Consider the following 23,310-nt stretch of genomic DNA (forward strand, 5'->3'; position numbering starts at 1 on the left):
TATAAACGTTGAGGCCGCAGAGAGTTACATAACGGATGGAATCAGTGCGCAGAGAGGCCAACAAACAGCCGATCCCAACAAAAACTTAGGCTTCTTCCCACAGCAACTTCCACCTTACCGGGGTTGAAGAGCCTAATCAGTGGACCTCAGTCGTCCAAGCCTGGGAAACGACGGGCAATAGCGTCGCGAGTGAACTCGGGCGCTGCGCCTTTTTGCCCACTGGATAAACGCAATGCCACCACATGCGGGTTCTCACCCATATCAAACCAGTGCGCCACGCCTGCCGGGATGATCAACAGATCGTTTTTCTCACAGCGCACGGCGTAGACGTAATCGCCAGCGTGCACGTTGAACAAGCCCTGGCCGGCGATGAAAAAAAGCGCCTCATCTTGTTTATTGCGTCGCTCATCAAGGTACTGCGCGCGCAGTTCGGCTTTCTGTGGGTGCTCGCTGGTGATGCTGAGCACGTCCACGTGCGCGTAGCCAAGGGCGTCGACTTGCGTCCGGTACGCCGCGATCATCGCAGCGTCGCTGGCGCCCTTCTCGATCGGGCTGGGCTGCCAGCGCTCGAACCGCACGCCGTGCTCGGCCAGAGCGGCGGCGATGTCGTCGGCATGGGTCAGCACCTTGTTCGGGGTATCCGGCGTAGTAACGGAGTAGACGGCGACATAACTCATTGAAGGGTTCCTTGGTTCTGCTCGTGCATTCGAAGACCAATGATAACGGCTGCGGCCAGGGCGGCGACGCTGGCGATACTAAAGGTGAAGGTGGGCCCCAGCAGGTTCCAGCTATAGCCGGAATACAGCGCGCCCAGCGCACCGCCGGTGCCGGCCAGAGCGGCGTACAGGGCTTGGCCCTGGCCTTGTTGTTTATCGCCGAAACTGCGTTGTACAAAGGCAATCGCGGCCGCGTGAAAGCTGCCGAACGTGGCGGCGTGCATCACCTGCGCCAGCAGCAGCACCCAAAAGTATTCGGCAAACGAGCCCAACAGCAACCAACGCAGCGCCGCCAACAGGAAACTGGCCAGCAGCACCCGGCGCACCGAAAAGCGCGTGAGGATGCGGCTCATGCCCAGGAACATCAGCACTTCGGCCACCACCCCCAGGGCCCACAGCATACCGATCACGCCTCGGCTGTAGCCCAAGTGTTCGAGGTGCAGGGTGAGGAAGGTGTAGTACGGGCCATGGCTCATTTGCATCAATGCCACGCAAACGTAAAACGCCAGCACGCCAGGGCTGCGCAGTTGCCTGAGGAACCCATCGCCCGCCAGGCGATTACCCCCGGTCGCAGGCTGCGCGTTCGGCACCCACAGGCTGGCGCCAATGATGCCGGCCATGATCACCACAATGACCACCGGATAAATGTCCAGGCTCAGCCAATCGAACAGGCGGCCCATTATCACAACGGTGAGGATAAAACCGATGGAGCCCCACAAGCGCACCTGGCTGTAGCGCGATGTCTGGTGTTGCAAATGAGCCAGAGTGATCACTTCAAACTGAGGCAGCACCGCGTGCCAGAAGAACGCATGCAAGGCCATCACCAGCGCCAGCCAGGCATAGGTTTTGCTGAAGAAAACCAGCGAAAAACTGATCAGCGTGCACACCGCGCCAAAACGCACGATGGCCAGGCGTCGGCCGCTGTAGTCCCCCAGCCAGCCCCACAGGTTGGGGGCCACGCAACGCATGAGCATGGGGATGGCCACCAGCTCACCGATGCGCGCGCTGGAGAAGCCCAGATGATCGAAGTACAGCGCGAGGAACGGCGCTGTCGCCCCGAGCAGGGCGAAGTAGAACAGGTAGAAGCTGGAAAGGCGCCAATAAGGAAGGGCTGTCACAACCAGCCCGTCACAGCTGGCCCAGCACCGGTGTGCTCACACGCACATCCGCGTTTTGCCCACGGTTGCGCAGCAGGTGATCCATCAGCACGATGGCCATCATCGCCTCGGCAATCGGCGTGGCACGGATACCGACGCACGGGTCGTGACGGCCCTTGGTAATCACGTCCACCGGATGACCGTGTACATCGATTGAGCGGCCCGGCGTGGTGATGCTCGACGTGGCCTTGAGCGCCAGGTGCGCAACGATCGGCTGGCCGGAGGAAATACCACCGAGGATGCCGCCGGCGTTGTTGCTGAGGAAGCCTTCAGGGGTCAGCTCATCGCGGTGTTCGGTGCCCCGCTGGGAGACACACGCGAAACCGGCGCCGATTTCCACACCCTTGACTGCGTTGATGCTCATCAGCGCATGGGCCAATTCTGCGTCGAGGCGGTCGAAGATCGGTTCGCCCAGGCCAGGCTTCACGCCTTCGGCCACCACGGTGATTTTGGCGCCCACCGAGTCCTGATCACGGCGCAACTGGTCCATGTAGGCTTCCAGCTCCGGCACTTTGTCCGGGTCCGGGCAGAAAAAGGCGTTGTCCGCCACGCAGTCCCAAGTCTTGAACGGAATCTCGATCGGGCCCAACTGGCTCATGTAGCCACGGATCACGATGCCCTGGGTGGCCAGGTACTTCTTGGCAATGGCGCCGGCGGCCACGCGCATCGCGGTTTCGCGCGCCGAGCTGCGGCCACCGCCACGGTAGTCGCGTTCGCCGTATTTGTGGTGGTAGGTGTAGTCGGCATGGGCCGGGCGGAACAGGTCCTTGATCGCCGAGTAGTCCTTGGACTTCTGGTCGGTGTTGCGGATCAGCAGGCCGATAGAGCACCCGGTGGTGCGGCCTTCGAACACGCCGGAGAGGATCTCGACTTCGTCGGGCTCCTGGCGCTGAGTGGTGTGGCGACTGGTGCCGGGCTTGCGCCGGTCGAGGTCACGCTGCAGGTCTTCCAGGGACAGCTCGAGGCCGGGCGGGCAGCCGTCGACAATGGCGACCAACGCCGGGCCATGGCTTTCGCCCGCGGTGGTGACAGTGAACAGCTTGCCGAAGGTATTGCCGGACATGCAGAGCGCTCCGTGAAATCAGTTGAATCAAGTCAACCGTAATAACTTAAGGCGGCCAGTATACGCAGGCTAACCGACTAGTTCATCCTCGAAACCTTCCCGGTAGGCGCCTGTCCAACCGGCACCTTCCCATGATGGCGCGATGATGCTTCGAGTTCTGCTGCTAACCCTCACCTTGTTTACCGCCGTGGCCCACGCCGCCCCTGTCGTGCTGCAACGGCCCATCAGCCTGGACACCGGCAGCGGCGAGCTGTTTGGCTCGCTGTTACTGCCACAGTCGGATAAACCCGTGCCTGTGGTGCTGATCATCGCCGGCTCCGGGCCCACCGATCGTAACGGCAACAGCGCCGACGGCGCGCGCAACGACAGCCTCAAGCGCCTGGCCTGGGTGCTCGCCCGGCACAATATCGCCAGCGTGCGCTATGACAAGCGCGGTGTGGCCGCCAGCCTCGCCGCCACGCCGGACGAGCGCAATCTGACCCTCGACGCCTACGTCGCCGACGCGGTGGCCTGGGGCCAATTGCTCAAGGCCGACAAGCGCATGGGCCCGCTGATTGTGCTCGGTCACAGCGAAGGCGCGCTGGTGGCCGCCCTCGCGGCGCCGCAGTTGGACCCTGCAGGCGTCATCTCCCTGTCCGGCAGCGCACGCCCGGTGGACCAGGTGATCCGCCAGCAACTGGCTGACCACATGCCACCTGCCCTGCTGCTGCGCAGCAATGAAATCCTCGATCATCTCAAGGCCGGCCAAGTGGACACCGACGTGCCTGCCCCGCTTCAGGGAATTTTCCGCCCCAGCGTCCAGCCTTATCTCATCAGCCTGTTTCGCGCCGACCCCGCGGCGGCCTTCGCCAAACTGCGCATGCCTGCGCTGATCATCCAGGGCACCAACGATATTCAGGTCGGTGTCGGCGACGCCAGGCAGCTCAAACGCGCCAAACCCGACGCGCAGTTGACGCTGATCGAAGGCATGAACCACGTGATGCGCATCGTGCCCAACGAGGTCAAACAGCAACTGGCCTCCTACAACGACCCGCAATTGCCCCTCGCCGCTGAGCTGGGCGACCGTGTAGTGCGGTTTATCGCCGGACTTCAATCCCGTTAAGCGACAAATTGCCTCCAGTCCTGGCGACAGCGGCCGATAAGTCCAGGGTCGACAGAAACAAGACAGTCGACTCGCTGGGCTTGGACAGGATCGCACCGCATGACAACCTCTGAAGCAATACCCGAACCGACCGCCGAAACCGCGGTTGAAACGACCGAGGCCACCAACACCGCCCCCCTGCCGTGGGCGGACGTTCAGGCCGAGCATTTCAAGATGCTGCGCCTGGCGCCCCTGGCCACTGACCGCGCCACCGGCGTGCGGCCGCTGCGGTTCGTGCAGTTCGGTTATGCCGAGCGCAATGACAAGCATCACAGCCTGCTGCGCATGGTTATCCAATTGCCCGGTCAGCGTGTGCGGCGCGAGCAGAACCATCTGGATATCTGGGTCGATCACGACACCCATCGCGTGCATTTCGGCCCGGGCAACAGCCTGGAGATCGAACCGGCCAACAGGGGGATCGGCCGCTTCCTGGTGGCCCAAGGCGCGGCGTGGGCAAAAAAGAAGTGGTCACACTACCGTGTCGACGGCGTCGACCTGGCCAACAAGGACGCGCTCAACGAAGCCACACGCCTGCGCCGCGATCACTTCCTGCGTGTCCAGGGCTTTGATGTGGCCTACGCCGATGTGCAGCATTTGAAAGGTAACGTGCAGCCGGGCAAGGTCAGCGATGTGCTGGACAGCTGGAACACCGAGAAGGTGCAGTTTGTCGAGATCCTTGAAGCCGCGCAGATGCTGCAACAGGCTGAGCACAACCTGCTGGAGCAGGAAGTGAAGCTGCGCAAGGAAGAAGAAAAGGTCACCAAGTTCAAGCGCGAGGACAGCGGTCTGCGCTTTACCATCACCTGCCTGGTGGCGTTTACCGTGTTTCAGGCGGGCTTGTTGATCTGGATTGCCACTCACCGGTAAGTCACGATTTACCTGTGCATACCGAATGCAATTGTGGGAACGGGCTTGCTCGTTCCCACATTAAATCCAGCCTTTTCAACCTGTCAGGTTAAACCCGCGCAGCAAACACCGCCTGATGCGCCCGGCACTGCTCGGCCGTGAGCATGAATACCCCATGCCCACCGCGCTGGAACTCCAGCCAGGCAAAGTCCACCTCCGGGTACAGCGCTTCGACGTGCACCTGGCTGTTGCCCACTTCGACAATCAGCAAACCCTTCTCGGTCAGGTGGTCCGCCGCTTCGGCGAGCATCCGGCGTACCAGGTTCAAGCCATCGTCGCCACAGGCCAGACCCAGCTCCGGCTCGTGCTGGTACTCGTCCGGCATGTCAGCGAAATCTTCGGCATCCACGTACGGAGGGTTCGACACGATCAGGTCAAAACGCTGCCCCGGCAGGCCATCAAAGCCGTCGCCCTGCACGGTGTACACGCGCTCGTCCACGCCATGACGCTCGATATTCTGGTTAGCCACCTCCAGCGCTTCGAAGGACAAATCGCCCAACACCACTTCGGCGTCCTGGAACTCGTACGCGCAGGCGATGCCGATGCAGCCGGAGCCCGTGCACAGATCAAGGATGCGAGCCGGCGGCTGGGCCAACCAGGGTTCGAAGCGGTTTTCGATCAGTTCGCCAATCGGTGAGCGCGGGATCAACACTCGCTTGTCGACGATGAACGACATGCCGCAGAACCAGGCCTCACCCAGCAGGTAAGCGGTGGGCACGCGCTCGTGGATGCGCCGATGCAGCAAACGCTGCACGTGGGAGATTTCCTCTTCCTCCAGGTTGCAGTCCAGGTAGCTGTCGGCAATTTCCCACGGCAGGTTCAAGGCGCCGAGCACCAATTGCCGAGCTTCGTCCCAGGCATTGTCGGTACCATGGCCAAAAAACAGGTCTTCCCCATGGAAACGGCTGACAGCCCAACGGATATGGTCGCGCAGAGTGCGCAGGCGGGAAGTGATCACGGGGCAAGCTCCTGGAAAAAACGACTGGCGATTCTAACAGCCTTCGCCTGTACCGACGATGTACGAAAACGTGTTGCCATACGTCGGATTTCATCCAATTTGCCGGCATTGTGGTAAACAAGCCCACCTCTTGACATGGCTGCACGCCAGCAACGGCGTACCTTACGATCGTAGCGATTCACAGAACCGCTCAGCCAGTGGACAATGTCGCAAAAGCCCCCCTCACAGGAGCCCCAGAATGTCCGTTCCAAAGACGATGTTTCAACTCAGCGGTCGTGGTTACGCAGCTGCCAACCTTGCCCATGCGACCCTCGTGATCATCGACGCCCAGAAGGAATACCTCAGTGGCCCACTCGCCCTTTCGGGCATGGACGCCGCCGTCGGCAACATCAAACAACTGGTCGGTGCTGCACGCAACGCCGGGCGCCCGATCGTGCATGTGCGCCACTTGGGCACCGTCGGCGGCCTGTTTGACCCGCAAGGCGAGCGCGGGGAGTTCATTCCCGGCCTCGAGCCTGAAGGTGACGAGACCATCATCGGCAAGCTGCTGCCGAGCGCTTTCCACGGCACTGGCCTGGAAAAACACCTGCAGGACCTCGGTTCCCTGGACCTGATCGTCTGCGGCTTCATGAGCCACTCCAGCGTCAGCACCAGCGTGCGCGCCGCCAAGAACCTGGGCTTTCGCTGCACCCTGGTGGAAGACGCCTGTGCCACCCGTGACCTGCCCTATAAAGGCGGCATCCTGACTGCCGAGCACGTGCAGCAGACGGAGATGGCAATCATGGCCGACAACTTCGCCACCCTCGCGCTGACCAAAGACCTGATCTGATCGACCTCCCGGTGAGCGGTGCTTCAGTGGCCCGCTCATCTGCAAAGCCTGCTCATTTGGCGCATTTGCCTCCCGTACAGGAACAACCTGTGCATCTTCCGGTCGAAGGGCCGATACCCTGGAGGAAAGGTCGGAATGAAGATATCCGATGGTTTTGACGCTCGTCGCTTGCGCCCCAAGGGCCCGAGTAATTGGCGTCTGCGCCTGGTGGCCGGCATTGCCGCACTGCTGGCGATCGTAGGTCTGTTGTTGGCCGGCGCTGGTGGCGCCGGTTTGTTGGGTCACTCGCCGGCGCTCGGGGAACTGAATGCCAGCCCAGGCGGTGCAGCCCTCTTGCTCGGCGTCGGGCTGGTGGTGCTGTGGTTGGGCGTGTGGTTGTGGCGCCGCAGCCGGCGCAAAATGCGCCAGCCGCTGTCGCTGAACATCGCCTCACACCTGATGAAAAAGCACGACTAGTGGCGCTTGGATAGCGTTTCCTGCGCCCAGGCCGCCGCGATTAGGTAAACTGCCCGCCCTTCGCGGAGGCTGACATGCAAGACGACGACTTTTCCCTGTTCAAAAACGAGCTGCGCGGCGTCAAGCCGATCAAGCACGACCGCGCCGACACCGGCAAACCCAAGGCTGACCGGGCGCAGATCGCCAAACTGCGCCAGGCCGCGACCGTGCGCACCGACGCCACCACGGTCGATGGCCTGTCGGACCAGTTCGTGATCGACGTGGGCCCTGAAGATGAGCTGATGTGGGCGCGCGACGGCGTGCAGGAAAGCCAGATACGTAAGCTCAAGGCCGGCCAGATCCCCTTCGAAGGCAGCCTGGACCTGCACGGCATGACCGTAGAGAAAGCCCGCGAAACCCTGTGGGCCTTCCTGGCCGAAGCCACCAAGTTCGAAATCCGCTGCGTGCGCGTCACCCACGGCAAGGCCGTGCGCCTGGATGGCAAGCGGCCAATGATCAAAAGCCACGTCAATACCTGGCTGCGTCAGCATGCCCAGGTACTCGGCTTTACCTCGTGCCAGGCCCGCCACGGCGGCGCGGGTGCGGTGTATGTGATGCTCAAGCGTATGATGATGGAAGGGCGCGACGAGTAAAAATAAAAAAGCCCAGTACGCTGGCTGGGCTTCCTTTTTCGCGTCTATTCGCTGGCGAGCTCTTTAGCCCTTTTTTCTCTAGCCAGGGAAATCACGGCTTTTTGCATCGTGATCGCAGTATTGGCTGCGCTTCGATAAACCGCTCGCCTCTCTTCTACCGAACAGCTTCGGAAAAAATCGGACAGGGTCGTTGAAGGGTATTTTTCTAATGCTTCCGTGATTTCGCCTTTCATGAGGCTACTCCGGTCAACAATTGCTCAAGTTGATCTGGATGGTAGGGCTGCCTGACCAGTTCGTCAATTTCGTCGGTTGAAAGGTCAATACCAATCTCGGCGTCGCTTCCATCGGTGTCTTTTAGAATGACGTCGACCTGAAGATCTCCCAGAAACTCACGTTTCAGTTGGCATACGGTTACCTTGGATGCGTAGAACTGGCGTACGAATTCCATGCAGGGGATATTTCTGCCTTCTATGGCCTCGCGCGCAAGCACAAACTCCCACGCCAGTTGCGGCTTCTGATAAACATAGATGACTTGAACCGACCGGTTTGCCTTATCAAGCGCACGTTGAACATTTTTTCGCGCAACGTCGAGATTCGCCAGTGTCCCATCCAGAATAAACGACTGCTGCTGGTAAACAAGGTCAATGGCCCGCTCAACCATGACAGTTACACCACGCTGAAAAAGACTCGAATTCGCACCGGTGTACACGGGAAAATACGCTCTGAAATCGTCTGGGTCGATACGAAGAGCCTTGGCACCATGGATTTCCATCAATTGGATAAAGGACTTTGATACTTCCGTCTTACCCGCGCCAGGAGAACCGGCCATAAAGACCGAGACGGGATACTCTTCGCCTGGATAGCGCTCCAAACAAGCCAATTCCCTGGCTATGCGTGTCCGATTAGCCTTGGCAAAAAGCACGGCCCGCTCAGAAATGCTTCGTTCCAGTGGTGTCATCGAGTCCTCCTGACTGGAGACCGACTCTAACATCAGCATCGACCAGGAATACACCTGTCGGCATACCTACGCTACTATGTGCGCCAATAATCAGCGCACACTGCGGTATTTGCGGTGAAAAAACGCTTCACATTGGTACAGGCATACACCGTACCGTTCTGCAACCCATACGGAAACAGTGCTGTGACATTGGAACAGAATTACACCGCGATCCTCGGCCAACTCGGCGAGGACGTCTCCCGCGAGGGCCTGCTCGACACGCCCAAGCGTGCCGCCAAGGCAATGCAGTACCTCTGCCGCGGTTATGAGCAGACGCTCGAAGAAGTCACCAACGGTGCCTTGTTCAGCTCCGACAACAGCGAAATGGTGCTGGTCAAGGACATCGAGTTGTACTCGCTGTGCGAACACCACCTGCTGCCGTTTATCGGCAAGGCCCACGTGGCGTATATCCCCAGCGGCAAGGTGCTGGGGCTGTCCAAGGTCGCGCGGATCGTCGACATGTATGCGCGCCGCCTGCAGATCCAGGAAAACCTCAGCCGCCAGATCGCCGATGCAGTGATGCAAGTGACCGGCGCCCTGGGCGTGGCCGTGGTGATTGAAGCCAAGCACATGTGCATGATGATGCGCGGTGTGGAGAAACAGAACTCTTCGATGATCACCTCGGTGATGCTCGGTGAGTTCCGCGAAAACGCGGCCACCCGCAGCGAATTCCTCAGCCTGATCAAGTAACGGGCCGGGTAGGAAAAACCGGCGTTCATCGCCGGTTTTTTTTCGTCTGCAGAAATCAGGTAAGCTGCGCCCCCTCAGTTCTGGGCAAGAGGTAACAGCCATGTTCGTCAAAGCACTTCGAGTGGGCCTCGGCCACGTCATCATCGCGGGCGACTTCCTGACCCGTCCACGCAAAAAGCAGCGCCCGGCCGAACAACAGGCGCAGGTCAATGCGGCGGCCAAAGGCCTGACGCTGTATCAATTCCACGCTTGCCCGTTCTGTGTGAAGACCCGTCGCACCCTGCACCGCCTGAACGTACCGGTGGCGTTGAAGGATGCGAAAAACAACGAGCAGGACCGCCAGACCCTGCTGGAGCAAGGTGGCAAGATCAAAGTGCCGTGCCTGCGCATCGAAGAAAACGGCCAGACCACCTGGATGTATGACTCCAAAGTGATCATCGATTACCTCGACAAGCGCTTCGCCGCGATCTGACCGACACCGACCCGCTATGGGGGTTGTGTGAGCGGTCCTACATCCGCTGCCACCATTTGACCGGCGTTTAATCCAGCATCGCCACATGTTTGGGATGGCTGGCCACGCGCTTCAACCACGCCTGCACGGCCGGGTAAGGCGTCAAATCAAACCCGCCTTCGTGGGCCACATGGGTGTAGGCATACAACGCGATATCGGCGATCGAATATTGCTCGCCCACCAGGTACGGCGTGGCCTGCAACTGACGCTCCATGACCCGCAGGGCTTTGTAACCGCCCTTATGGGTGGTCTTGTACTCCTCAAGACGATCCTCGGGCATGTTCAGGTAAAACTGGATAAACCGCGCTACCGCAATGTACGGCTCGTGGCTGTACTGCTCGAAGAACTGCCATTGCAGCACTTGGGTGCGCAGGCGCGGCTCGGTCGGCAGAAATTCGCTGCCGTCGGCCAGGAAGTTGAGGATCGCGTTGGACTCCCACAGGCATGTGCCGTCTTCCAGTTCCAGCACCGGGATCTTGCCGTTGGGGTTCTTGGCCAGGAACTCTGCGGTCTGGGTATCGCCCTTGAGGATGTCGACATCCACCCACTGGTACGGAATGCCCAGCAGGTTGAGCATCAACTTGACCTTGTAGCAGTTGCCCGAACGGTAATCGCCATAAACCTTGTACATGGGGCTCCCCTTATGCCGCTTGCGCGTGCTGTGCTTGACGGACCACCGCGGCCAGGCGCTTGAGACCTTCGTCCAGGCGGGCCGGGTCGATATGACTGAAATTGAGGCGCAACGAGCCCAGGTGTCGGTCCGGCTCGGAGAAGAACGGTTCACCGGGCATAAACGCGACGTTCTGCTCCAGCGCTTGGGCCAATAAGGTGCGGGTATCCAGCGGTTGTTTCAAGGTCAGCCAGAAGAATAATCCGCCCTGGGGCACTTGCCAGTCGGCCAGCTCACCAAAGTGGCGCTCGAGGGCGGCCTGGAAAGCATCGCGGCGCTCGCGGTAAAAATGGCGCAGTTGCCCCAGATGGTGCTGGTATTTTTCTGTGCCGATCCACTGCATCGCCTGCCATTGGCCCACACGGTTGGTGTGCAGGTCGGCCGATTGCTTGAGCTTGAGCAGATGCGGGAACAGGTCGGGACTGGCGATCAGGTAACCCACACGCAGTCCGGGCGACAGGGTCTTGGACACGGTGCCGGTGTAGATCCAGCTGGCTTTGGTCAGGCGGCTGACGATGGGCTGCGCGCTGGCGCCGTCGAAGCTCAGTTCGCGGTAGGGCTCGTCTTCGATCAGGGTCACGCCGAACTCATCGAGCAAGGCCGCCACGGCGTCGCGCTTGGCGTCGCTGTAGCGCACGGCCGAGGGGTTCTGGAAGGTCGGGATCAGGTAGATGAATGCCGGGCGATGGCGCTCCAGGTTGGCGCGCAACGCGGCCAAGTCCGGGCCGTCGGCTTCCAGTTGCACGGTGAGGCATTCGGCGCCGAACAGTTGGAAGATCTGCAACGCGGCCAGGTAGGTCGGGCCTTCCAGCAGGATCTGCGTGCCTTTGTCGATATACAGCTTGGCCGCCAGGTCCAGGGTTTGCTGGGAGCCACTGACCACCAGCACTTGGCTGGCCTGGCACGGCACGCCCAGTGCGCGGGCTTCGGCGGCGAGCAGTTCGCGCAGCTGCGGTTCACCTTCGCTCATGCCGTACTGGCCGATGTTCAACGGCATGTCGTCCCAGTTCAGCGCGGGCAACATGGCTTCGGCCGGCAGACCGCCAGCGAACGACATCACTTCCGGGCGCTGGGCCGCCGCGAGAATTTCCCGGATCAGGGAGCTTTTAAGGCGTGTAACACGTTCAGAGAAGGCCATGGAGGTCACCGCTAGCGAAGGCTGTAGGAAATACGTCAAACTGGTTGACCGAAATTACGCCGACCCGAGTAGATACGTCAATATGCTTGACCTTAAAAACCAGACCAGCCAGCAACAAGCCATGGAGGCGTTCTTCTTCGGCTATCAGGCGTTTACCGCCAAGGCTGACGAAATGCTCGAGCGTCGCGGCCTGAGCCGGGTGCACCAGCGCATCGTTTTTTTTATCGCGCGCTACCCGACGTTGAGCGTGAAGGAGCTGTTGGAATTACTCGGTGTGAGCAAGCAGGCGCTGAATATGCCACTGCGCCAATTGCAGGAAATGCAGCTGGTGGACAGCGTTGCGTCCGCGACCGACAAGCGCAAACGCCTGCTGCAATTGACCGAAGAGGGGCTGCGTTTCGAACAGTCGTTGCGCCGTGAACAGGTGAAGTTGTTGCAACGCGCGTTCAATGAGGCCGGCGAAGAGGCGGTGAACGGATGGTTGGCGGTGAACCAGGCACTGGCGGGCCAACCTTGACCCCCTGAAGGGCCGCTGCGCGTCCCAACGTGCACAAACCCGCTCGCCACAGGCGTCATGTGGGCGTTGCCTTTCATCTCTTTCGCACACAAAATACAAAACATTATTTGCTTTATTTGTATACAAAAGCATAATTCGCTTCGTGCGAGTTCCTGACCTTTCAGTCAACAAACCCGCAGGTACCTCACAGCGCCTTGGCGCTGGACATAACAATAAAATGCTTGAGGAGTACTCGCTGTGGATAGCCGCAAATCCGAAGCCCCGCTGGACCTTGCCCCGCCAAACCTCGCCCCCGTCAAGCAGGGCTGGCTGGAACGCCTGTTCAAATTGAGCGTGCATGGCACCACAGTGAAGACCGAGCTGATCGCCGGCCTCACCACCTTCATCACCATGGCCTACATCATCTTCGTCAACCCCAACATCATGGCCGACGCCGGCATCGATCACGGCGCCGCGTTCGTCGCCACCTGCATTGCCGCAGCACTCGGTTGCCTGTTGATGGGCCTGTACGCCAACTGGCCCGTGGGGCTGGCGCCGGGCATGGGTTTGAATGCGTTTTTTACCTACACCGTGGTCGGAACCATGGGCTACAACTGGGAAACCGCGCTGGGCGCGGTGTTTATCTCGGGCGTGCTGTTCATGATCCTGACCCTGTCGCGCATTCGCGAATGGCTGCTCAACAGCATCCCGGTGAGCCTGCGCCATGCCATGGGCGCAGGTGTCGGTCTGTTTCTCGGGGTGATCGGCCTGAAGACCGCCGGCATCATCGTCGACAGCCCGGCCACGCTGATCAAGCTGGGTTCACTGCATGAACCGGCGCCACTGCTGGCGGCCATCTGCTTTTTGCTGATCGCGATCCTCAGCTATCACCGTGTATTCGGCGCGATCCTGCTGAGCATCATCGCCGTGACGCTGGCCGGCTGGGGCTTGGGTCTGGTGCAGTATCAGGGCATCGTCGCCACCCCGCCGAGCCTGGCGCCGACCTGGATGGCCATGGATGTGATGGGCGTGTTCAACGTCAGCATGATCAGCGTGGTGTTTGCCTTTTTGTTTGTGCACATGTTCGACACTGCCGGCACCTTGATGGGCGTGGCCCAGCGCGCCGGCCTGGTGAACCCCGACGGCAGGATCGAAAACCTCTCCCGCGCTTTGAAAGCCGACAGTGCGTCCAGCGTGTTCGGCGCCATGGTCGGCGTGCCCCCGGTAACCAGCTACGTAGAAAGTGCCGCGGGCGTGGCGGCCGGTGGGCGCACCGGGCTGACAGCCGTCACGGTGGGCGTATTGTTTGTGGCGGCGATGTTTTTTGCACCGCTGGCAGGCATGATTCCTGCATATGCCACGGCGGGCGCGTTGATCTACGTGGCGATGCTGATGATGAGCGGCATGGCGCATATCGAATGGGACGAAGCCACCGACAGCATTCCGGCGATCGTCACCATGATCATGATGCCGCTGACCTTCTCGGTCGCCGATGGCATCGCCCTGGGCTTTATCACGTACGTGGCGCTCAAGGCCGGCACCGGCAAGCACAAGGAAATTTCCTTGAGCCTGTGGGCGTTGTGCGCAATTTTCATCGCCAAGTTTGTCTTCCTGTAAATCGGGAAGTGGCGAACACTGCCTCGCCTTCGGGCGGGGCTTTTGCATGAATGGAGAACTGTAATGAGTGTGGAAACCTGGCTGCTGTTCAGCGGCGCTGCCTTGATCGTGATCCTGATTCCAGGCCCCCTGTCGTTGCTGATGATCAGCAACAGCCTCAACTACGGCCTGCGCCGTTCGTACCCGGCCTTTCTCGGCGGAGTGTTTGCCTCGATCTGTCTGTTGAGCGCTTCGGCCCTGGGCCTGGGCGCGCTGTTGCTGGCCTCGGAGCAGCTATTCAGCGCCTTGAAGATCGCCGGTGCGCTGTATCTGTTCTACCTCGCCTGGCAGAGTTGGCAGCAATCGCGCCTGCCGTCCCAGGGCGCGGTTGTGCCGCAAGCGGCTGCGGTGCCGCGCTTTCGTGCCTTGTTTGGCCGCGCCTTTGTACTGGGCGCCAGCAACCCCAAGGACATCCTGTTTTTTGCCGCGTTCCTGCCGCAGTTTCTCAGCAGTGAGCAACCGTTTTTACCGCAGTTGCTGATCATGATCGCCACCTGGACCGTGCTCGACCTGCTGTGCAAGCTGGCTTACGGCCTCGGCGCCCATGGTGCTGCGCGGTACCTGCGCAGCGGCAAGGGCCAGAGTTGGTTCAATCGCGTGAGCGCCGGGTTGTTTGGCGGCGCCGGGGCCGCATCGTTGCTCAGCCACTGACCCCCCTCCCTCAAGCCGGTCGAACCTATGGCAGGTCGGCCGGCCTGATGAAGTACACGGTGGGCGGGTTGACGTTCTGGATCCCCGCGAACAGTTTGACCAGCCGCCCCTGCTCCTGGGCCGCCTGGAATGGCTTGTAGATGTCCGGGTGCAATCTGCTCTTATCCATAAGCCAGGCATGCGACATCGCGCGTTCTCTGCCGAGCTTCATGGAAAGGCTTCGACCGTCCAACCATTTGATCAACACGAAATACCGGTTACCAGATGCCGGGTGCGTGCAGTCCAAGTGAAGGTATTGAGGATGGTGTGGAACGGGCACTCGCTTGACCACAAACCCCTGGCGCCTGAGAACATCGCTGACCGCATCGGCGCTGGCGGTTACCCGAGCGTGTGTGGTCGCCCTGTCACCAGTGCGCCTGCTGAATAACTTTACGTCCAGGGCAGCAGGCAGGTAGAAGTCCACCCGTTCGAAGCCTCCCACTTCAGTGTCCGCGCCGACATAAAGCGTGCCTTTCTTGCGTGGGCTCAGCGGCCGCAGCATGGTCAGCAAATCATCGGTTTCAACCATTGCGCCTATGCTGCGAGGCGTCCATTTATTCAGCGCCGCGCGGATGTTCAACAGGCGGGTACCGGTCACAGCGGTACCCGCATCGGCCAGCTCCACCAAACGGCGCGTGACCTGCTGAACGCTTGAGGGGGTCAGGTCCGGGAAGCGCGCGCCCATTGAAGCAGGCAGCGGCTGACTGAACAGCGGTTCGCGCGCCGTCCAGCGCAGGTCTTCGCCAAAGGTGAAAGGCGCAGGTTGCTGGGGAAGGTTCTCACTCAGGCAGCGGGTCAACTGATCGATGCTCTGCATGAGCTCGCCCCTGGGCTTGAGGAAAACCACATCGGATTGGGACTGGGCGCCGGCCGGGAGCGTGTCGTAATAGTGCTCGCCTATTTTCAGCAGCGCCCCTCGTCGCCCATCGGCGATGTACAACCGTTTGTCCGGCACCAACTCCCTGACCTGGGCGGCGTCCAGCGCCTGCCCCCATTCGCGCCAGTAACTGGTGAGGTTGTGGGCGCGTTTTGTCAGGTCTCCGGCCAGATACTGCGAGGGCGGGGCCCAACTGACCGGGGTGGACGACGGGGTGGGCTGCCAGAAAGGCCCCGCGCCGGCACTGGTCCCCGGCTGTGGCTCCAACCGGTCCGCGCCCAGCAACCAATCCCGTGGTTCCTCGACGTACACGAACAGCTCGTTTTCTCCCGGTGTCTGCCGGTTTCTGAAACGCAACCGCTGCTCGCCTTCACGCTGGTAGACGCCAAAACGCTGGCCGTTGGCGTCGGGCACATAGTGTTCGCCGTTGCGTATGAATGTGCCCTTGTCCAGCGGCGCCTTCAGTTCGATGGCCTCGCTGGCGGCGCCGGGCAGCTTATAGAGGTCCAGGCCCTTGAGCCGGATGGGCGACGGCGGCGGCCCCACAGCCAGGGTGCCCAGCCTGCGATAACCGCGACGCAAGTGCCTTAACGCCGAGCCCATCAAGCGTCCAGACGCGCCCGTCAGCGGCTTGGCCACCGCGCCTGCCCCTTTGACCGGCACAAACGTCAGTGCCACCTCGATCAGCACTTGATGCAGGGTGATGGCCAACTCGACAGCATCGTCGGCACTGCCACTGTGATAAAACCGGCGCGCAGCCACCAGCGCCTCATAAGCCAACACCCCCAGCCCCACCAGCGGTATCAGCGCCAGCAGCCCACGGGTCACCCGCGCGGTGGCTTCATCCTGGCGCCAGGCGCGATAGGCTTGCAGGCTGTGCCTGGAATTGGATTCGGCGCGCGCCTGACGCTGCACCTGCAGCACGTGCGCGTGGGCCAGCAGCCCGAGCATGTCCTCGGCGTTCGTGGCGCTGATCCCCAGCCATTGTTGCGGATCAGCGTCGCGCTGCTCGTGCAGTTCGGTTTCTATCTCGCTCAGGGTCGTCGCCGGAAATACGCGCTTGGTCTGGAACCATTGATACAGGCATCTGCCCACCGCCACGGCCGGGCCGAGCAGCGACGAAAGCGTGAATAGTCTGGAGCGCTCCAGCATGCAGCGCCAACGCGAGGCTGGTTCCACTTGTGCCCTGAGCTCGCCGGGGTAGCTGGCCAGTGCTTCGGTTTCGGAGCCGGCGGCGACACTGCTGGCCAGCGCGGCGAGGGCCTCCTTCGTCTGCCCTTGCGCCACCAAGGCCTGACGCAAGGCATTGAGGTCGGGGTATTCGGTCAGCGTCGGTAAGCCGTTGGCCTGCGGCCAATACAGCAGGCAATGAGGGCTGTGGCGGTCTTGGATGACCACCATCCCGGCGATGTGTCGCGCCCACGGTAAGGTCAGCGCCTCCAGCCGGACCACGGACAACGACGAAGCAGCCCGTCCCGGCCCAGACGCCGCCTTCAATGCCTGCTCGAACAAACGCACACCTTTGTCGCTCAGCGCGCGCTGCCGGGCATCGATCAACTGCAGTTTCGCCTCGCGCCGAACCGGCCTGCGCAACAACTCATGCAACAGCGGCGCGGCCTGGGCCGTCGCTGCCATGCCGTCCTCGCCATAACACACCTGGAAAATCTTGCGCTCGTAGTGGCCGCCGATATCCAGGGCGGCGATGGTCCTGATCAGGTAGTCCACGTTCAAGCGCGCCCGCCAGGCCGGGTCCAGGCATTTCATGTGGTTCAGGCGCCAGCGGGTCCACGGTGCTTCGGGGTCCAGGTTATGCAGCGCCAGTTGCACAAAGCTGAAGGTGGTGCGCTGGGGACTGACCACGGTTTTCGGTCCGGCCTCACCGGGCAGGCGCTCGGGATGGCCCGCCCAGACCATGCTCACATCGTCGGGTACATCGAACAGCGGGGTGTCGATATTCACCTGCGGGTACACCCCGTCCTGCGTCAGTTGCCGGATCAAGCGTTGACGGCCGAAATGCTCAACGTCCCCCAGGTGCCTGACCAGCCAGCGTTGCAGGTTGAGCGCGCTGTGTTGTTGCCGCACGAACAGTCGTCTGCGCTGCTTGCGCACCGACGCCGGCGCATCCACCGTGCCGACCGGCAGCGCCGCGCTGAGCCGCGCAGCGGCAATCACCAGTTCGATGTTGCTGAGCGCGCGCTCGCGGGCGTCGTTTGACGGCACCTGCAGGTTCCGGGAGGTTTCCATCGCTAACAGGCGCATCGCCAGCGCCGTGTCGCTCACCTCGCTGAACAACCGCTCATTGCGTTGCAGGCGTTCGCGCGCCTCGGCGAAGGCGGCGAGCTGTGCCTGCAGCCCGGCCTTCATGGCATCACCGTCGATCGTTTCGAACGACACCACCGGCACACTCTGTGCAGCCAGGCCCTGGACCCAGGCGCGCGCGGCAGTGCGCTGGCCACGCGCGATGCAATGCCAGAGCGCGCCCGGTTCGCCCGCGGTGAAACTGACCTGCACGCGCTGGGACAGCACCGCCAGGGACCTGAACCGTTGCAGGCCACCCTCGCTGCCCGGCACGTACAACAACACCGCCTGGCTGGCGGAAACATCGCCGGGCTCAGTGCCTCCCGCCACCACAAACGCCCCCACCAGCGAGTACCTGGGCTGGGTTTGGCCGCCGATGCTGAGCGCCAGTACCTGGCTGCGGTCAGCCTCACGCGCGCGCGCCGGCGGATCCACCACGGCGCTGATCCGCGCCAGCAAAAGACCATCGATGCGCTTCAAACGATGCTGCAGCTGGGCTTCGGCCACCAGCGCCGAGCCACGGGCGGCCAGCAGGCTTTGCTCCACGCTGTCACCGCCGCCGCCCTTGGCGCGCCAGAACGCCGGGTCATCCAGACGCTCTTCATGCCCATCAAGCAACGCGGCGCAGCGCGCACGTGCCTGTTGCCACTGTTGGTGCAGCGCGACGACGGTGCCGAAGTCCTGGCTTTCCCGGCCGGGATCCAGCGGATCAAGCAGGCTTTGCAAGGCCTGCTCGTGGCGACGCACCTTGGCTTCGCAGGTGCGCAACGGCAGGCGTGTCGAAAGGCTGGCGAAACTGATTTCCAGGCGCCGGCGCTGCCTGTCACGTTCCAGCAACTGCGCCAGCACGGCTTTCAAGCCGGGCTGCACACAGGCGGCGCTGCGCCCTTGCTCGACATGCAACAAGCGCTCGGCAGGGCTCATGGCGGTCCCCTTGATGGCATTGTCGGGAAACAGGTAGGCGATGTTCACCTCAAGCAATGTGGCCAGTTCGTTGTCCCATTGCACCTGCAACAACGCCTCGGCGCTGTGGGCCAGGGCATCGTCTGTGATCAGCGTGCCCCGGTGGCCTGCGCTCATCGGCGCGCGCCCGTTGATGTTCCAATCGGGCAACCGGTGGCGATCACGCAGGGGCAGCACGCCCCACAACCGTCCCCAATGGGCCTGGGCCAGCGCCGGAAAATCGCGTTGCCAGTGCGCGTACGTGCTGAACTCATAGAACAGCGGGTCCAAGCCCGGCAGGAACAGCACCTGGCGCGTATCGGCAGTGTCGCCGGCATAGAACAGATGCAGCGCACCGCTGAACACAGTCAGGCTGTTGACCTGCCCCGGGCAGACCACGTCGGCCACCTGCAACCCGGCGCGCGCGCCGCCGGCCCGCGTGCGCGCTTGGGCCGTGGGCGCCTCAACCAGGGTCATCAGCATGGCCAGGCCCGTGTCGGAAAGTTGATTCAACGCGTGGGCCAACAGCGCATGGTCTGCCACGTAGGTTTTATATAACGCGCACCAGCGCTGACGGCGTGAACACATGTCGCCTTCGGCCAATACCTGCCAGTACGCCGGCGCTGCGGCTTCGATCCGCGTCAGCAGGTCCTCATCCAGCACCTCATCCAACACCTTGTCGGCCAGCGCCCCGACCCGGCACGCCTGTTCACTCAGTTGCTCGGCCCTGGCACAGCTGCGCTCGGCGAGCAGACGCATCACCGTGTCGGTCAAGCTGGGACGCCAGGGCGGGTCGCGGCGGGTCAATGGCACATTGAGCCGCAACGCGTCAGGATCGGTCTGGAAGGTTTCGCGCAGAGCCTGTCGGATCAGTCGACTGATGCGCGGCGAACGCACCAGCGCCTGTTGCAGGACGTGGGCATGCGCGGCGCAGCGCCTCTGAGCGTCATACAACCGGTTGAGCAGGTGACTGGGGTGCGCACTGGTCTGCAGGCGCTCGCTCAATACCCGCTCCCACCAGGCCCGGCCACCGGGTGGGTGGGCCTGTGCCCCTGGGTCGTTTTCCGTAGACAGCAACTGTTCGGGTTCCATGCCTGCATTCGCTCTTCGCTTGAAAAGCGCAGGTTACGCGGCCGACGCGCACGGCTGGCGTTACATAGATGGCGTCAGGCAGGTGCTGCGGAGGCTGGCGGCCGACGAAAAAAAGCCCGCAGTGTGCGCGGGCGAAACCAACGAAGAGCTTTGGGGGTGTGAAGCGAGGTGACGCTCAGCTACCGCGATAAGTGGAGTAGCTGTAAGGCGAAATCAGCAGAGGGACGTGGTAGTGATCCTGTTCGGCACTGATACCGAAACGCAGCACCACCACATCCAGGAAGGCCGGCTGCGGCAATTGCACGCCACGGGCGCGGTAGTACTCGCCTGCACTGAACTGCAACTGGTAAACGCCGCTACGGTAGTCATCACCTTGCAGCAACGGCGCATCGCAACGGCCGTCACTGTTGGTCACGGCGCTGGCGACCAGTTCGAGCTGAGCGCCATCGACGCGGTACAGTTCTACCTGGATGGCACTGCCGGGGCAGCCGTGGGCAGCATCCAGTACGTGTGTGGTCAGTCGTCCCATGGCACGGGGCTCCGTTAAGTCGAGTGAAAAGGCCGCCCCTTTACAGGGCACAAAAAATCGGCGACGGGCTGATTAAGACATTTTTCATAAAAATTGTACACAATAAAAACCACAAAGTTTTTCGCAGAGGTTTGGCGCGCCGTCTTAACGATAAATGACCACTAAGCATTGCTTTTAAACAACCTTTCATCCATTTACTGACCAGATGGGCAAGTTTCTTGCAGGTGCATACCGTGACAAGCGCCTGGAAAAAATGCAGAAATACAGGCTTACAAAGTACGCATCAAGTTGTATACAATCAGCCCATCGCTGTGACGCCACCAGGTCTTTCCGCTGGCTGCCACGCACTTGCTACCACGAACAAGAAGGAAGACTGCAGTGAGCGCTGACTACCCACGCGACCTGATCGGTTACGGCAGTAACCCTCCTCACCCCCACTGGCCGGGCAAGGCACGCATCGCGTTGTCTTTCGTACTCAACTACGAAGAAGGTGGCGAGCGCAATATTTTGCATGGCGACAAAGAATCCGAAGCGTTCCTCTCGGAAATGGTCTCGGCCCAGCCGTTGCAGGGTGAGCGCAACATGAGCATGGAGTCGCTGTACGAATACGGCAGCCGTGCCGGCGTGTGGCGCATCTTAAAGCTGTTCAAAGCATTCGATATCCCGCTGACCATCTTCGCCGTGGCCATGGCTGCCCAGCGCCACCCGGATGTGATCCGTGCCATGGTCGAGGCCGGCCACGAGATCTGCAGTCACGGCTACCGCTGGATCGACTATCAGTACATGGACGAGGCCCAGGAGCGCGAGCATATGCTCGAAGCCATCCGTATCCTCACCGAGCTGACCGGCGAACGCCCCCTGGGCTGGTACACCGGACGCACCGGCCCCAACACCCGTCGTTTGGTGATGGAAGAAGGTGGTTTCCTGTATGACTGCGACACCTACGACGACGACCTGCCCTACTGGGAACCTGACACCCCCACCGGCAAGCCGCACCTGGTGATCCCCTACACCCTGGACACCAACGACATGCGCTTCACCCAGGTGCAGGGTTTCAACAAGGGTGATGACTTTTTCGAGTACCTAAAGGATGCCTTCGACGTGCTTTACGCCGAAGGGGCCGAGGCGCCGAAGATGCTCTCCATCGGCCTGCATTGCCGCCTGATCGGCCGCCCGGCGCGCCTGGCCGCATTGAAGCGCTTTATCGAATACGCCAAAAGTCATGAGCAGGTGTGGTTCACCCGCCGTGTGGACATCGCCCGTCACTGGCACGACACCCACCCGTACACGGGAGCGGCGAAATGACGGCGTTCAAGACCCTCAAGCCATCGACCCTGAGCCGCGATGCCTTCGTCGCCGCCTTCGCCGATACCTACGAACATTCGCCATGGGTGGCCGAAAAGGCCTTCGACCTGGGCCAGGATGCGTCGATCGACCAGATCGAAACCCTGCACCAGCGCATGAGCGACATCCTGTTGAGTGCCGATCATGCCCGCCAGCTGGCCTTGATCAACGCTCACCCGGACCTGGCCGGCAAAGCCGCCGTCCAGGGCCAACTCACCCAAGCCAGTACCGATGAGCAAGCTGGCGCGGGGATTCACCACTGCACGGCCGAAGAGTTCTCACGCTTCACCGAGCTGAACGAGGCCTACAAGGCCAAGTTCAAGTTTCCCTTCATCATGGCGGTAAAAGGCAGCAACCGGCATCAAATCCTGGCCGCGTTCGAAACGCGCATTCACCACTCGGTAGACACCGAGTTCAAGTGCGCGCTGGACGAGATCAACAAGATCGCGTTGTTCCGTTTACTGACCCTCTAAACGACCATCCCCAGCCACTCTATCTAAGGCAGACAAGAAGAATGAAAGCGCAACCGTTACCTTTCGAAAAATTCGTCAACCTGGCCGATGCCCGTCTGGGCACCAAGATTCTCTCGGTGACCGACGACTGGTTTGCTGACGCCAACCGTCTGTTCCAGCCGACCCCGGCCGTGTGGAAGGAGGGCGTTTTCGATGACAACGGCAAGTGGATGGACGGCTGGGAGTCTCGCCGCAAGCGCTTCGAAGGCTACGACAGCGCGGTGATTCAACTCGGCGTACCGGGTTCGATCAAGGGCGTGGACATCGACACTTCATTCTTCACCGGCAACTTCCCGCCGTCGGCCTCCCTGGAAGCCTGTTTCCTGACCTCGGGCGAGCCGGACGAAAACACTCAGTGGACCGAAGTGCTGTCGGCCGTCGAGCTGCAAGGCAACAGCCACCACTACCACGAAATCAACAACGACCAGGCCTTCAGCCACCTGCGCTTCAACATCTACCCGGATGGCGGCGTGGCCCGTCTGCGTGTGTACGGCGTGCCGTACCGCGACTGGTCTTCGGTGGGTGACAACGAACAAGTTGACTTGGCAGCCGCACTCAATGGTGGCCGCGCGCTGGCCTGCTCCGACGAGCACTTTGGGCGCATGAGCAACATCCTCAACCCAGGCCGTGGCGTCAACATGGGCGATGGCTGGGAAACCGCGCGTCGTCGTACCCCGGGCAATGACTGGGTGATCGTCGCATTGGGCCACCCAGGCGAGGTGGAAAAAATCATCGTCGACACCCTGCACTTCAAAGGCAATTACCCGGACACCTGCTCGATCCAGGGCGCCTTCGTCAAGGGCGGCACCGACAGCCAGATCGAAACCCAATCGCTGTTCTGGCGCGAACTGCTGCCGGCACAGAAACTGGAAATGCACGCCGAACACACCTTCGCCGAGCAGATCAAGGCACTGGGCCCGATCACCCATATCCGCCTGAACGTGTTCCCGGATGGCGGTGTGAGCCGCCTGCGGGTTTTGGGCAAGGTCTCCAAATAACACCCGATCGGA

The 23,310-nt window shown here is 61.5% G+C and carries 23 protein-coding genes; 13 read left to right on the plus strand and 10 right to left on the minus strand.

Annotation, left to right across the window (positions count from 1 at the left end; translation table 11 throughout):
- Positions 1 to 146: 146 nt before the first annotated feature.
- Genes PSH59_RS17650 through aroC form a run of 3 tightly spaced genes read right to left on the minus strand, consistent with a single transcriptional unit; the run spans position 147 to position 2,936 of the window.
- On the minus strand, positions 147 to 677 hold the full coding sequence (locus PSH59_RS17650) for an acireductone dioxygenase (RefSeq protein WP_305393316.1): 531 nt from the start codon (positions 675 to 677) through the stop codon (positions 147 to 149).
- A complete protein-coding gene (locus tag PSH59_RS17655; protein WP_305395309.1) occupies positions 674 to 1,840 on the minus strand; it encodes an MFS transporter in 1,167 nt (388 codons plus the stop codon). The genes PSH59_RS17650 and PSH59_RS17655 overlap by 4 nt, the downstream gene beginning before the upstream one ends.
- Positions 1,841 to 1,844: 4 nt before the next feature.
- Entirely contained in the window at positions 1,845 to 2,936 is a 1,092-nt protein-coding gene (aroC, locus tag PSH59_RS17660; RefSeq protein ID WP_248077787.1) for a chorismate synthase, read from the minus strand.
- Between the two features lie 142 nt (positions 2,937 to 3,078).
- On the opposite strand from aroC, the gene PSH59_RS17665 reads away from it, so the two are divergent.
- Entirely contained in the window at positions 3,079 to 4,038 is a 960-nt protein-coding gene (locus PSH59_RS17665; protein WP_305393317.1) for an alpha/beta hydrolase, read from the plus strand.
- A gap of 99 nt (positions 4,039 to 4,137) precedes the next feature.
- The gene (locus tag PSH59_RS17670; RefSeq protein WP_248077789.1) at positions 4,138 to 4,944 is read left to right on the plus strand and encodes a hypothetical protein; all 807 of its coding nucleotides are present in this window, start codon (positions 4,138 to 4,140) and stop codon (positions 4,942 to 4,944) included.
- 88 nt (positions 4,945 to 5,032) lie between these two features.
- Here PSH59_RS17670 and prmB read toward each other — a convergent pair whose 3' ends face one another.
- Entirely contained in the window at positions 5,033 to 5,941 is a 909-nt protein-coding gene (gene prmB, locus PSH59_RS17675) for a 50S ribosomal protein L3 N(5)-glutamine methyltransferase (RefSeq protein ID WP_248077790.1), read from the minus strand.
- A 238-nt stretch (positions 5,942 to 6,179) separates the two neighbouring features.
- Between prmB and PSH59_RS17680 the strand changes: the two genes are divergently transcribed.
- The 3 genes from PSH59_RS17680 to PSH59_RS17690 all read left to right on the plus strand — a co-directional run bounded on the left by PSH59_RS17680 (position 6,180) and on the right by PSH59_RS17690 (position 7,858).
- A complete protein-coding gene (locus tag PSH59_RS17680; protein WP_248077792.1) occupies positions 6,180 to 6,770 on the plus strand; it encodes a cysteine hydrolase family protein in 591 nt (196 codons plus the stop codon).
- 135 nt (positions 6,771 to 6,905) lie between these two features.
- Positions 6,906 to 7,226, plus strand: coding sequence for a hypothetical protein (locus tag PSH59_RS17685; RefSeq protein ID WP_248077794.1), 321 nt, complete (start codon positions 6,906 to 6,908; stop codon positions 7,224 to 7,226).
- A gap of 74 nt (positions 7,227 to 7,300) precedes the next feature.
- A complete protein-coding gene (locus PSH59_RS17690) occupies positions 7,301 to 7,858 on the plus strand; it encodes a Smr/MutS family protein (protein ID WP_305393318.1) in 558 nt (185 codons plus the stop codon).
- 44 nt (positions 7,859 to 7,902) lie between these two features.
- Here the strand turns inward: PSH59_RS17690 and PSH59_RS17695 are convergent, their stop codons facing one another.
- Both PSH59_RS17695 and PSH59_RS17700 read right to left on the minus strand, forming a co-directional pair.
- The gene (locus PSH59_RS17695; RefSeq protein WP_248077798.1) at positions 7,903 to 8,091 is read right to left on the minus strand and encodes a hypothetical protein; all 189 of its coding nucleotides are present in this window, start codon (positions 8,089 to 8,091) and stop codon (positions 7,903 to 7,905) included.
- Entirely contained in the window at positions 8,088 to 8,816 is a 729-nt protein-coding gene (locus tag PSH59_RS17700) for a zeta toxin family protein (RefSeq protein ID WP_305393319.1), read from the minus strand. Before PSH59_RS17700 ends, PSH59_RS17695 begins: the two co-directional genes overlap by 4 nt.
- Before the next feature lie 183 nt (positions 8,817 to 8,999).
- Between PSH59_RS17700 and folE the strand changes: the two genes are divergently transcribed.
- Together folE and PSH59_RS17710 are read left to right on the plus strand one after the other, a co-directional pair.
- Positions 9,000 to 9,545, plus strand: coding sequence for a GTP cyclohydrolase I FolE (gene folE / locus PSH59_RS17705; RefSeq protein WP_019826593.1), 546 nt, complete (start codon positions 9,000 to 9,002; stop codon positions 9,543 to 9,545).
- Positions 9,546 to 9,645: 100 nt separating this feature from the next.
- A complete protein-coding gene (locus PSH59_RS17710) occupies positions 9,646 to 10,017 on the plus strand; it encodes a glutathione S-transferase N-terminal domain-containing protein (protein WP_248077802.1) in 372 nt (123 codons plus the stop codon).
- Positions 10,018 to 10,084: 67 nt separating this feature from the next.
- On the opposite strand, the gene PSH59_RS17715 is transcribed toward PSH59_RS17710, so the two are convergent.
- Entirely contained in the window at positions 10,085 to 10,687 is a 603-nt protein-coding gene (locus PSH59_RS17715; RefSeq protein WP_248077803.1) for a glutathione S-transferase family protein, read from the minus strand.
- A 10-nt stretch (positions 10,688 to 10,697) separates the two neighbouring features.
- Positions 10,698 to 11,864, minus strand: a complete 1,167-nt coding sequence (locus tag PSH59_RS17720) for a PLP-dependent aminotransferase family protein (RefSeq protein ID WP_305393320.1) — start codon at positions 11,862 to 11,864, stop codon at positions 10,698 to 10,700.
- Between the two features lie 82 nt (positions 11,865 to 11,946).
- Here PSH59_RS17720 and PSH59_RS17725 point away from each other — a divergent pair, with 82 nt between their 5' ends.
- The 3 genes from PSH59_RS17725 to PSH59_RS17735 all read left to right on the plus strand — a co-directional run bounded on the left by PSH59_RS17725 (position 11,947) and on the right by PSH59_RS17735 (position 14,667).
- Positions 11,947 to 12,381, plus strand: coding sequence for a MarR family winged helix-turn-helix transcriptional regulator (locus PSH59_RS17725; protein ID WP_305393321.1), 435 nt, complete (start codon positions 11,947 to 11,949; stop codon positions 12,379 to 12,381).
- A gap of 237 nt (positions 12,382 to 12,618) precedes the next feature.
- Positions 12,619 to 13,977, plus strand: coding sequence for an NCS2 family permease (locus tag PSH59_RS17730; RefSeq protein ID WP_370694385.1), 1,359 nt, complete (start codon positions 12,619 to 12,621; stop codon positions 13,975 to 13,977).
- Between the two features lie 63 nt (positions 13,978 to 14,040).
- The gene (locus PSH59_RS17735) at positions 14,041 to 14,667 is read left to right on the plus strand and encodes a LysE family translocator (protein WP_305393322.1); all 627 of its coding nucleotides are present in this window, start codon (positions 14,041 to 14,043) and stop codon (positions 14,665 to 14,667) included.
- A 25-nt stretch (positions 14,668 to 14,692) separates the two neighbouring features.
- On the opposite strand, the gene PSH59_RS17740 is transcribed toward PSH59_RS17735, so the two are convergent.
- Together PSH59_RS17740 and uraH are read right to left on the minus strand one after the other, a co-directional pair.
- Positions 14,693 to 19,915, minus strand: coding sequence for a dermonecrotic toxin domain-containing protein (locus PSH59_RS17740; RefSeq protein WP_305393323.1), 5,223 nt, complete (start codon positions 19,913 to 19,915; stop codon positions 14,693 to 14,695).
- Positions 19,916 to 20,090: 175 nt separating this feature from the next.
- Complete coding sequence (gene uraH, locus PSH59_RS17745) at positions 20,091 to 20,444, minus strand: hydroxyisourate hydrolase (protein ID WP_305393324.1); 354 nt, start codon at positions 20,442 to 20,444, stop codon at positions 20,091 to 20,093.
- 378 nt (positions 20,445 to 20,822) lie between these two features.
- On the opposite strand from uraH, the gene puuE reads away from it, so the two are divergent.
- From puuE to alc, 3 genes are read left to right on the plus strand one after another with little or no spacing between them, the layout of a single operon-like run.
- Complete coding sequence (gene puuE / locus PSH59_RS17750; protein ID WP_248077809.1) at positions 20,823 to 21,749, plus strand: allantoinase PuuE; 927 nt, start codon at positions 20,823 to 20,825, stop codon at positions 21,747 to 21,749.
- On the plus strand, positions 21,746 to 22,261 hold the full coding sequence (gene uraD / locus PSH59_RS17755; protein ID WP_248077810.1) for a 2-oxo-4-hydroxy-4-carboxy-5-ureidoimidazoline decarboxylase: 516 nt from the start codon (positions 21,746 to 21,748) through the stop codon (positions 22,259 to 22,261). Before puuE ends, uraD begins: the two co-directional genes overlap by 4 nt.
- Positions 22,262 to 22,302: 41 nt before the next feature.
- Positions 22,303 to 23,298 (plus strand): allantoicase, encoded by a 996-nt coding sequence (gene alc, locus PSH59_RS17760; RefSeq protein WP_248077811.1) that lies wholly within the window; start codon positions 22,303 to 22,305, stop codon positions 23,296 to 23,298.
- Positions 23,299 to 23,310: the final 12 nt, after the last annotated feature.

This window comes from Pseudomonas sp. FP2309 (assembly GCF_030687575.1).
Taxonomy (GTDB): Bacteria; Pseudomonadota; Gammaproteobacteria; order Pseudomonadales; family Pseudomonadaceae; genus Aquipseudomonas.

What these genes read in the sequence shown, in the direction of transcription:
- aroC (WP_248077787.1), bottom strand. Translation starts at nt 2,936, where the DNA reads ATGTCCGGCAATACCTTCGGCAAGCTGTTCACTGTCACCACCGCGGGC.
- PSH59_RS17715 (WP_248077803.1), bottom strand. Translation starts at nt 10,687, where the DNA reads ATGTACAAGGTTTATGGCGATTACCGTTCGGGCAACTGCTACAAGGTC.
- PSH59_RS17680 (WP_248077792.1), top strand. Translation starts at nt 6,180, where the DNA reads ATGTCCGTTCCAAAGACGATGTTTCAACTCAGCGGTCGTGGTTACGCA.
- PSH59_RS17670 (WP_248077789.1), top strand. Translation starts at nt 4,138, where the DNA reads ATGACAACCTCTGAAGCAATACCCGAACCGACCGCCGAAACCGCGGTT.
- PSH59_RS17700 (WP_305393319.1), bottom strand. Translation starts at nt 8,816, where the DNA reads ATGACACCACTGGAACGAAGCATTTCTGAGCGGGCCGTGCTTTTTGCC.
- PSH59_RS17725 (WP_305393321.1), top strand. Translation starts at nt 11,947, where the DNA reads ATGCTTGACCTTAAAAACCAGACCAGCCAGCAACAAGCCATGGAGGCG.
- PSH59_RS17665 (WP_305393317.1), top strand. Translation starts at nt 3,079, where the DNA reads ATGATGCTTCGAGTTCTGCTGCTAACCCTCACCTTGTTTACCGCCGTG.
- PSH59_RS17740 (WP_305393323.1), bottom strand. Translation starts at nt 19,915, where the DNA reads ATGGAACCCGAACAGTTGCTGTCTACGGAAAACGACCCAGGGGCACAG.
- uraD (WP_248077810.1), top strand. Translation starts at nt 21,746, where the DNA reads ATGACGGCGTTCAAGACCCTCAAGCCATCGACCCTGAGCCGCGATGCC.
- alc (WP_248077811.1), top strand. Translation starts at nt 22,303, where the DNA reads ATGAAAGCGCAACCGTTACCTTTCGAAAAATTCGTCAACCTGGCCGAT.
- PSH59_RS17685 (WP_248077794.1), top strand. Translation starts at nt 6,906, where the DNA reads ATGAAGATATCCGATGGTTTTGACGCTCGTCGCTTGCGCCCCAAGGGC.
- PSH59_RS17720 (WP_305393320.1), bottom strand. Translation starts at nt 11,864, where the DNA reads ATGGCCTTCTCTGAACGTGTTACACGCCTTAAAAGCTCCCTGATCCGG.
- PSH59_RS17695 (WP_248077798.1), bottom strand. Translation starts at nt 8,091, where the DNA reads ATGAAAGGCGAAATCACGGAAGCATTAGAAAAATACCCTTCAACGACC.
- uraH (WP_305393324.1), bottom strand. Translation starts at nt 20,444, where the DNA reads ATGGGACGACTGACCACACACGTACTGGATGCTGCCCACGGCTGCCCC.
- PSH59_RS17735 (WP_305393322.1), top strand. Translation starts at nt 14,041, where the DNA reads ATGAGTGTGGAAACCTGGCTGCTGTTCAGCGGCGCTGCCTTGATCGTG.
- PSH59_RS17650 (WP_305393316.1), bottom strand. Translation starts at nt 677, where the DNA reads ATGAGTTATGTCGCCGTCTACTCCGTTACTACGCCGGATACCCCGAAC.
- PSH59_RS17710 (WP_248077802.1), top strand. Translation starts at nt 9,646, where the DNA reads ATGTTCGTCAAAGCACTTCGAGTGGGCCTCGGCCACGTCATCATCGCG.
- PSH59_RS17690 (WP_305393318.1), top strand. Translation starts at nt 7,301, where the DNA reads ATGCAAGACGACGACTTTTCCCTGTTCAAAAACGAGCTGCGCGGCGTC.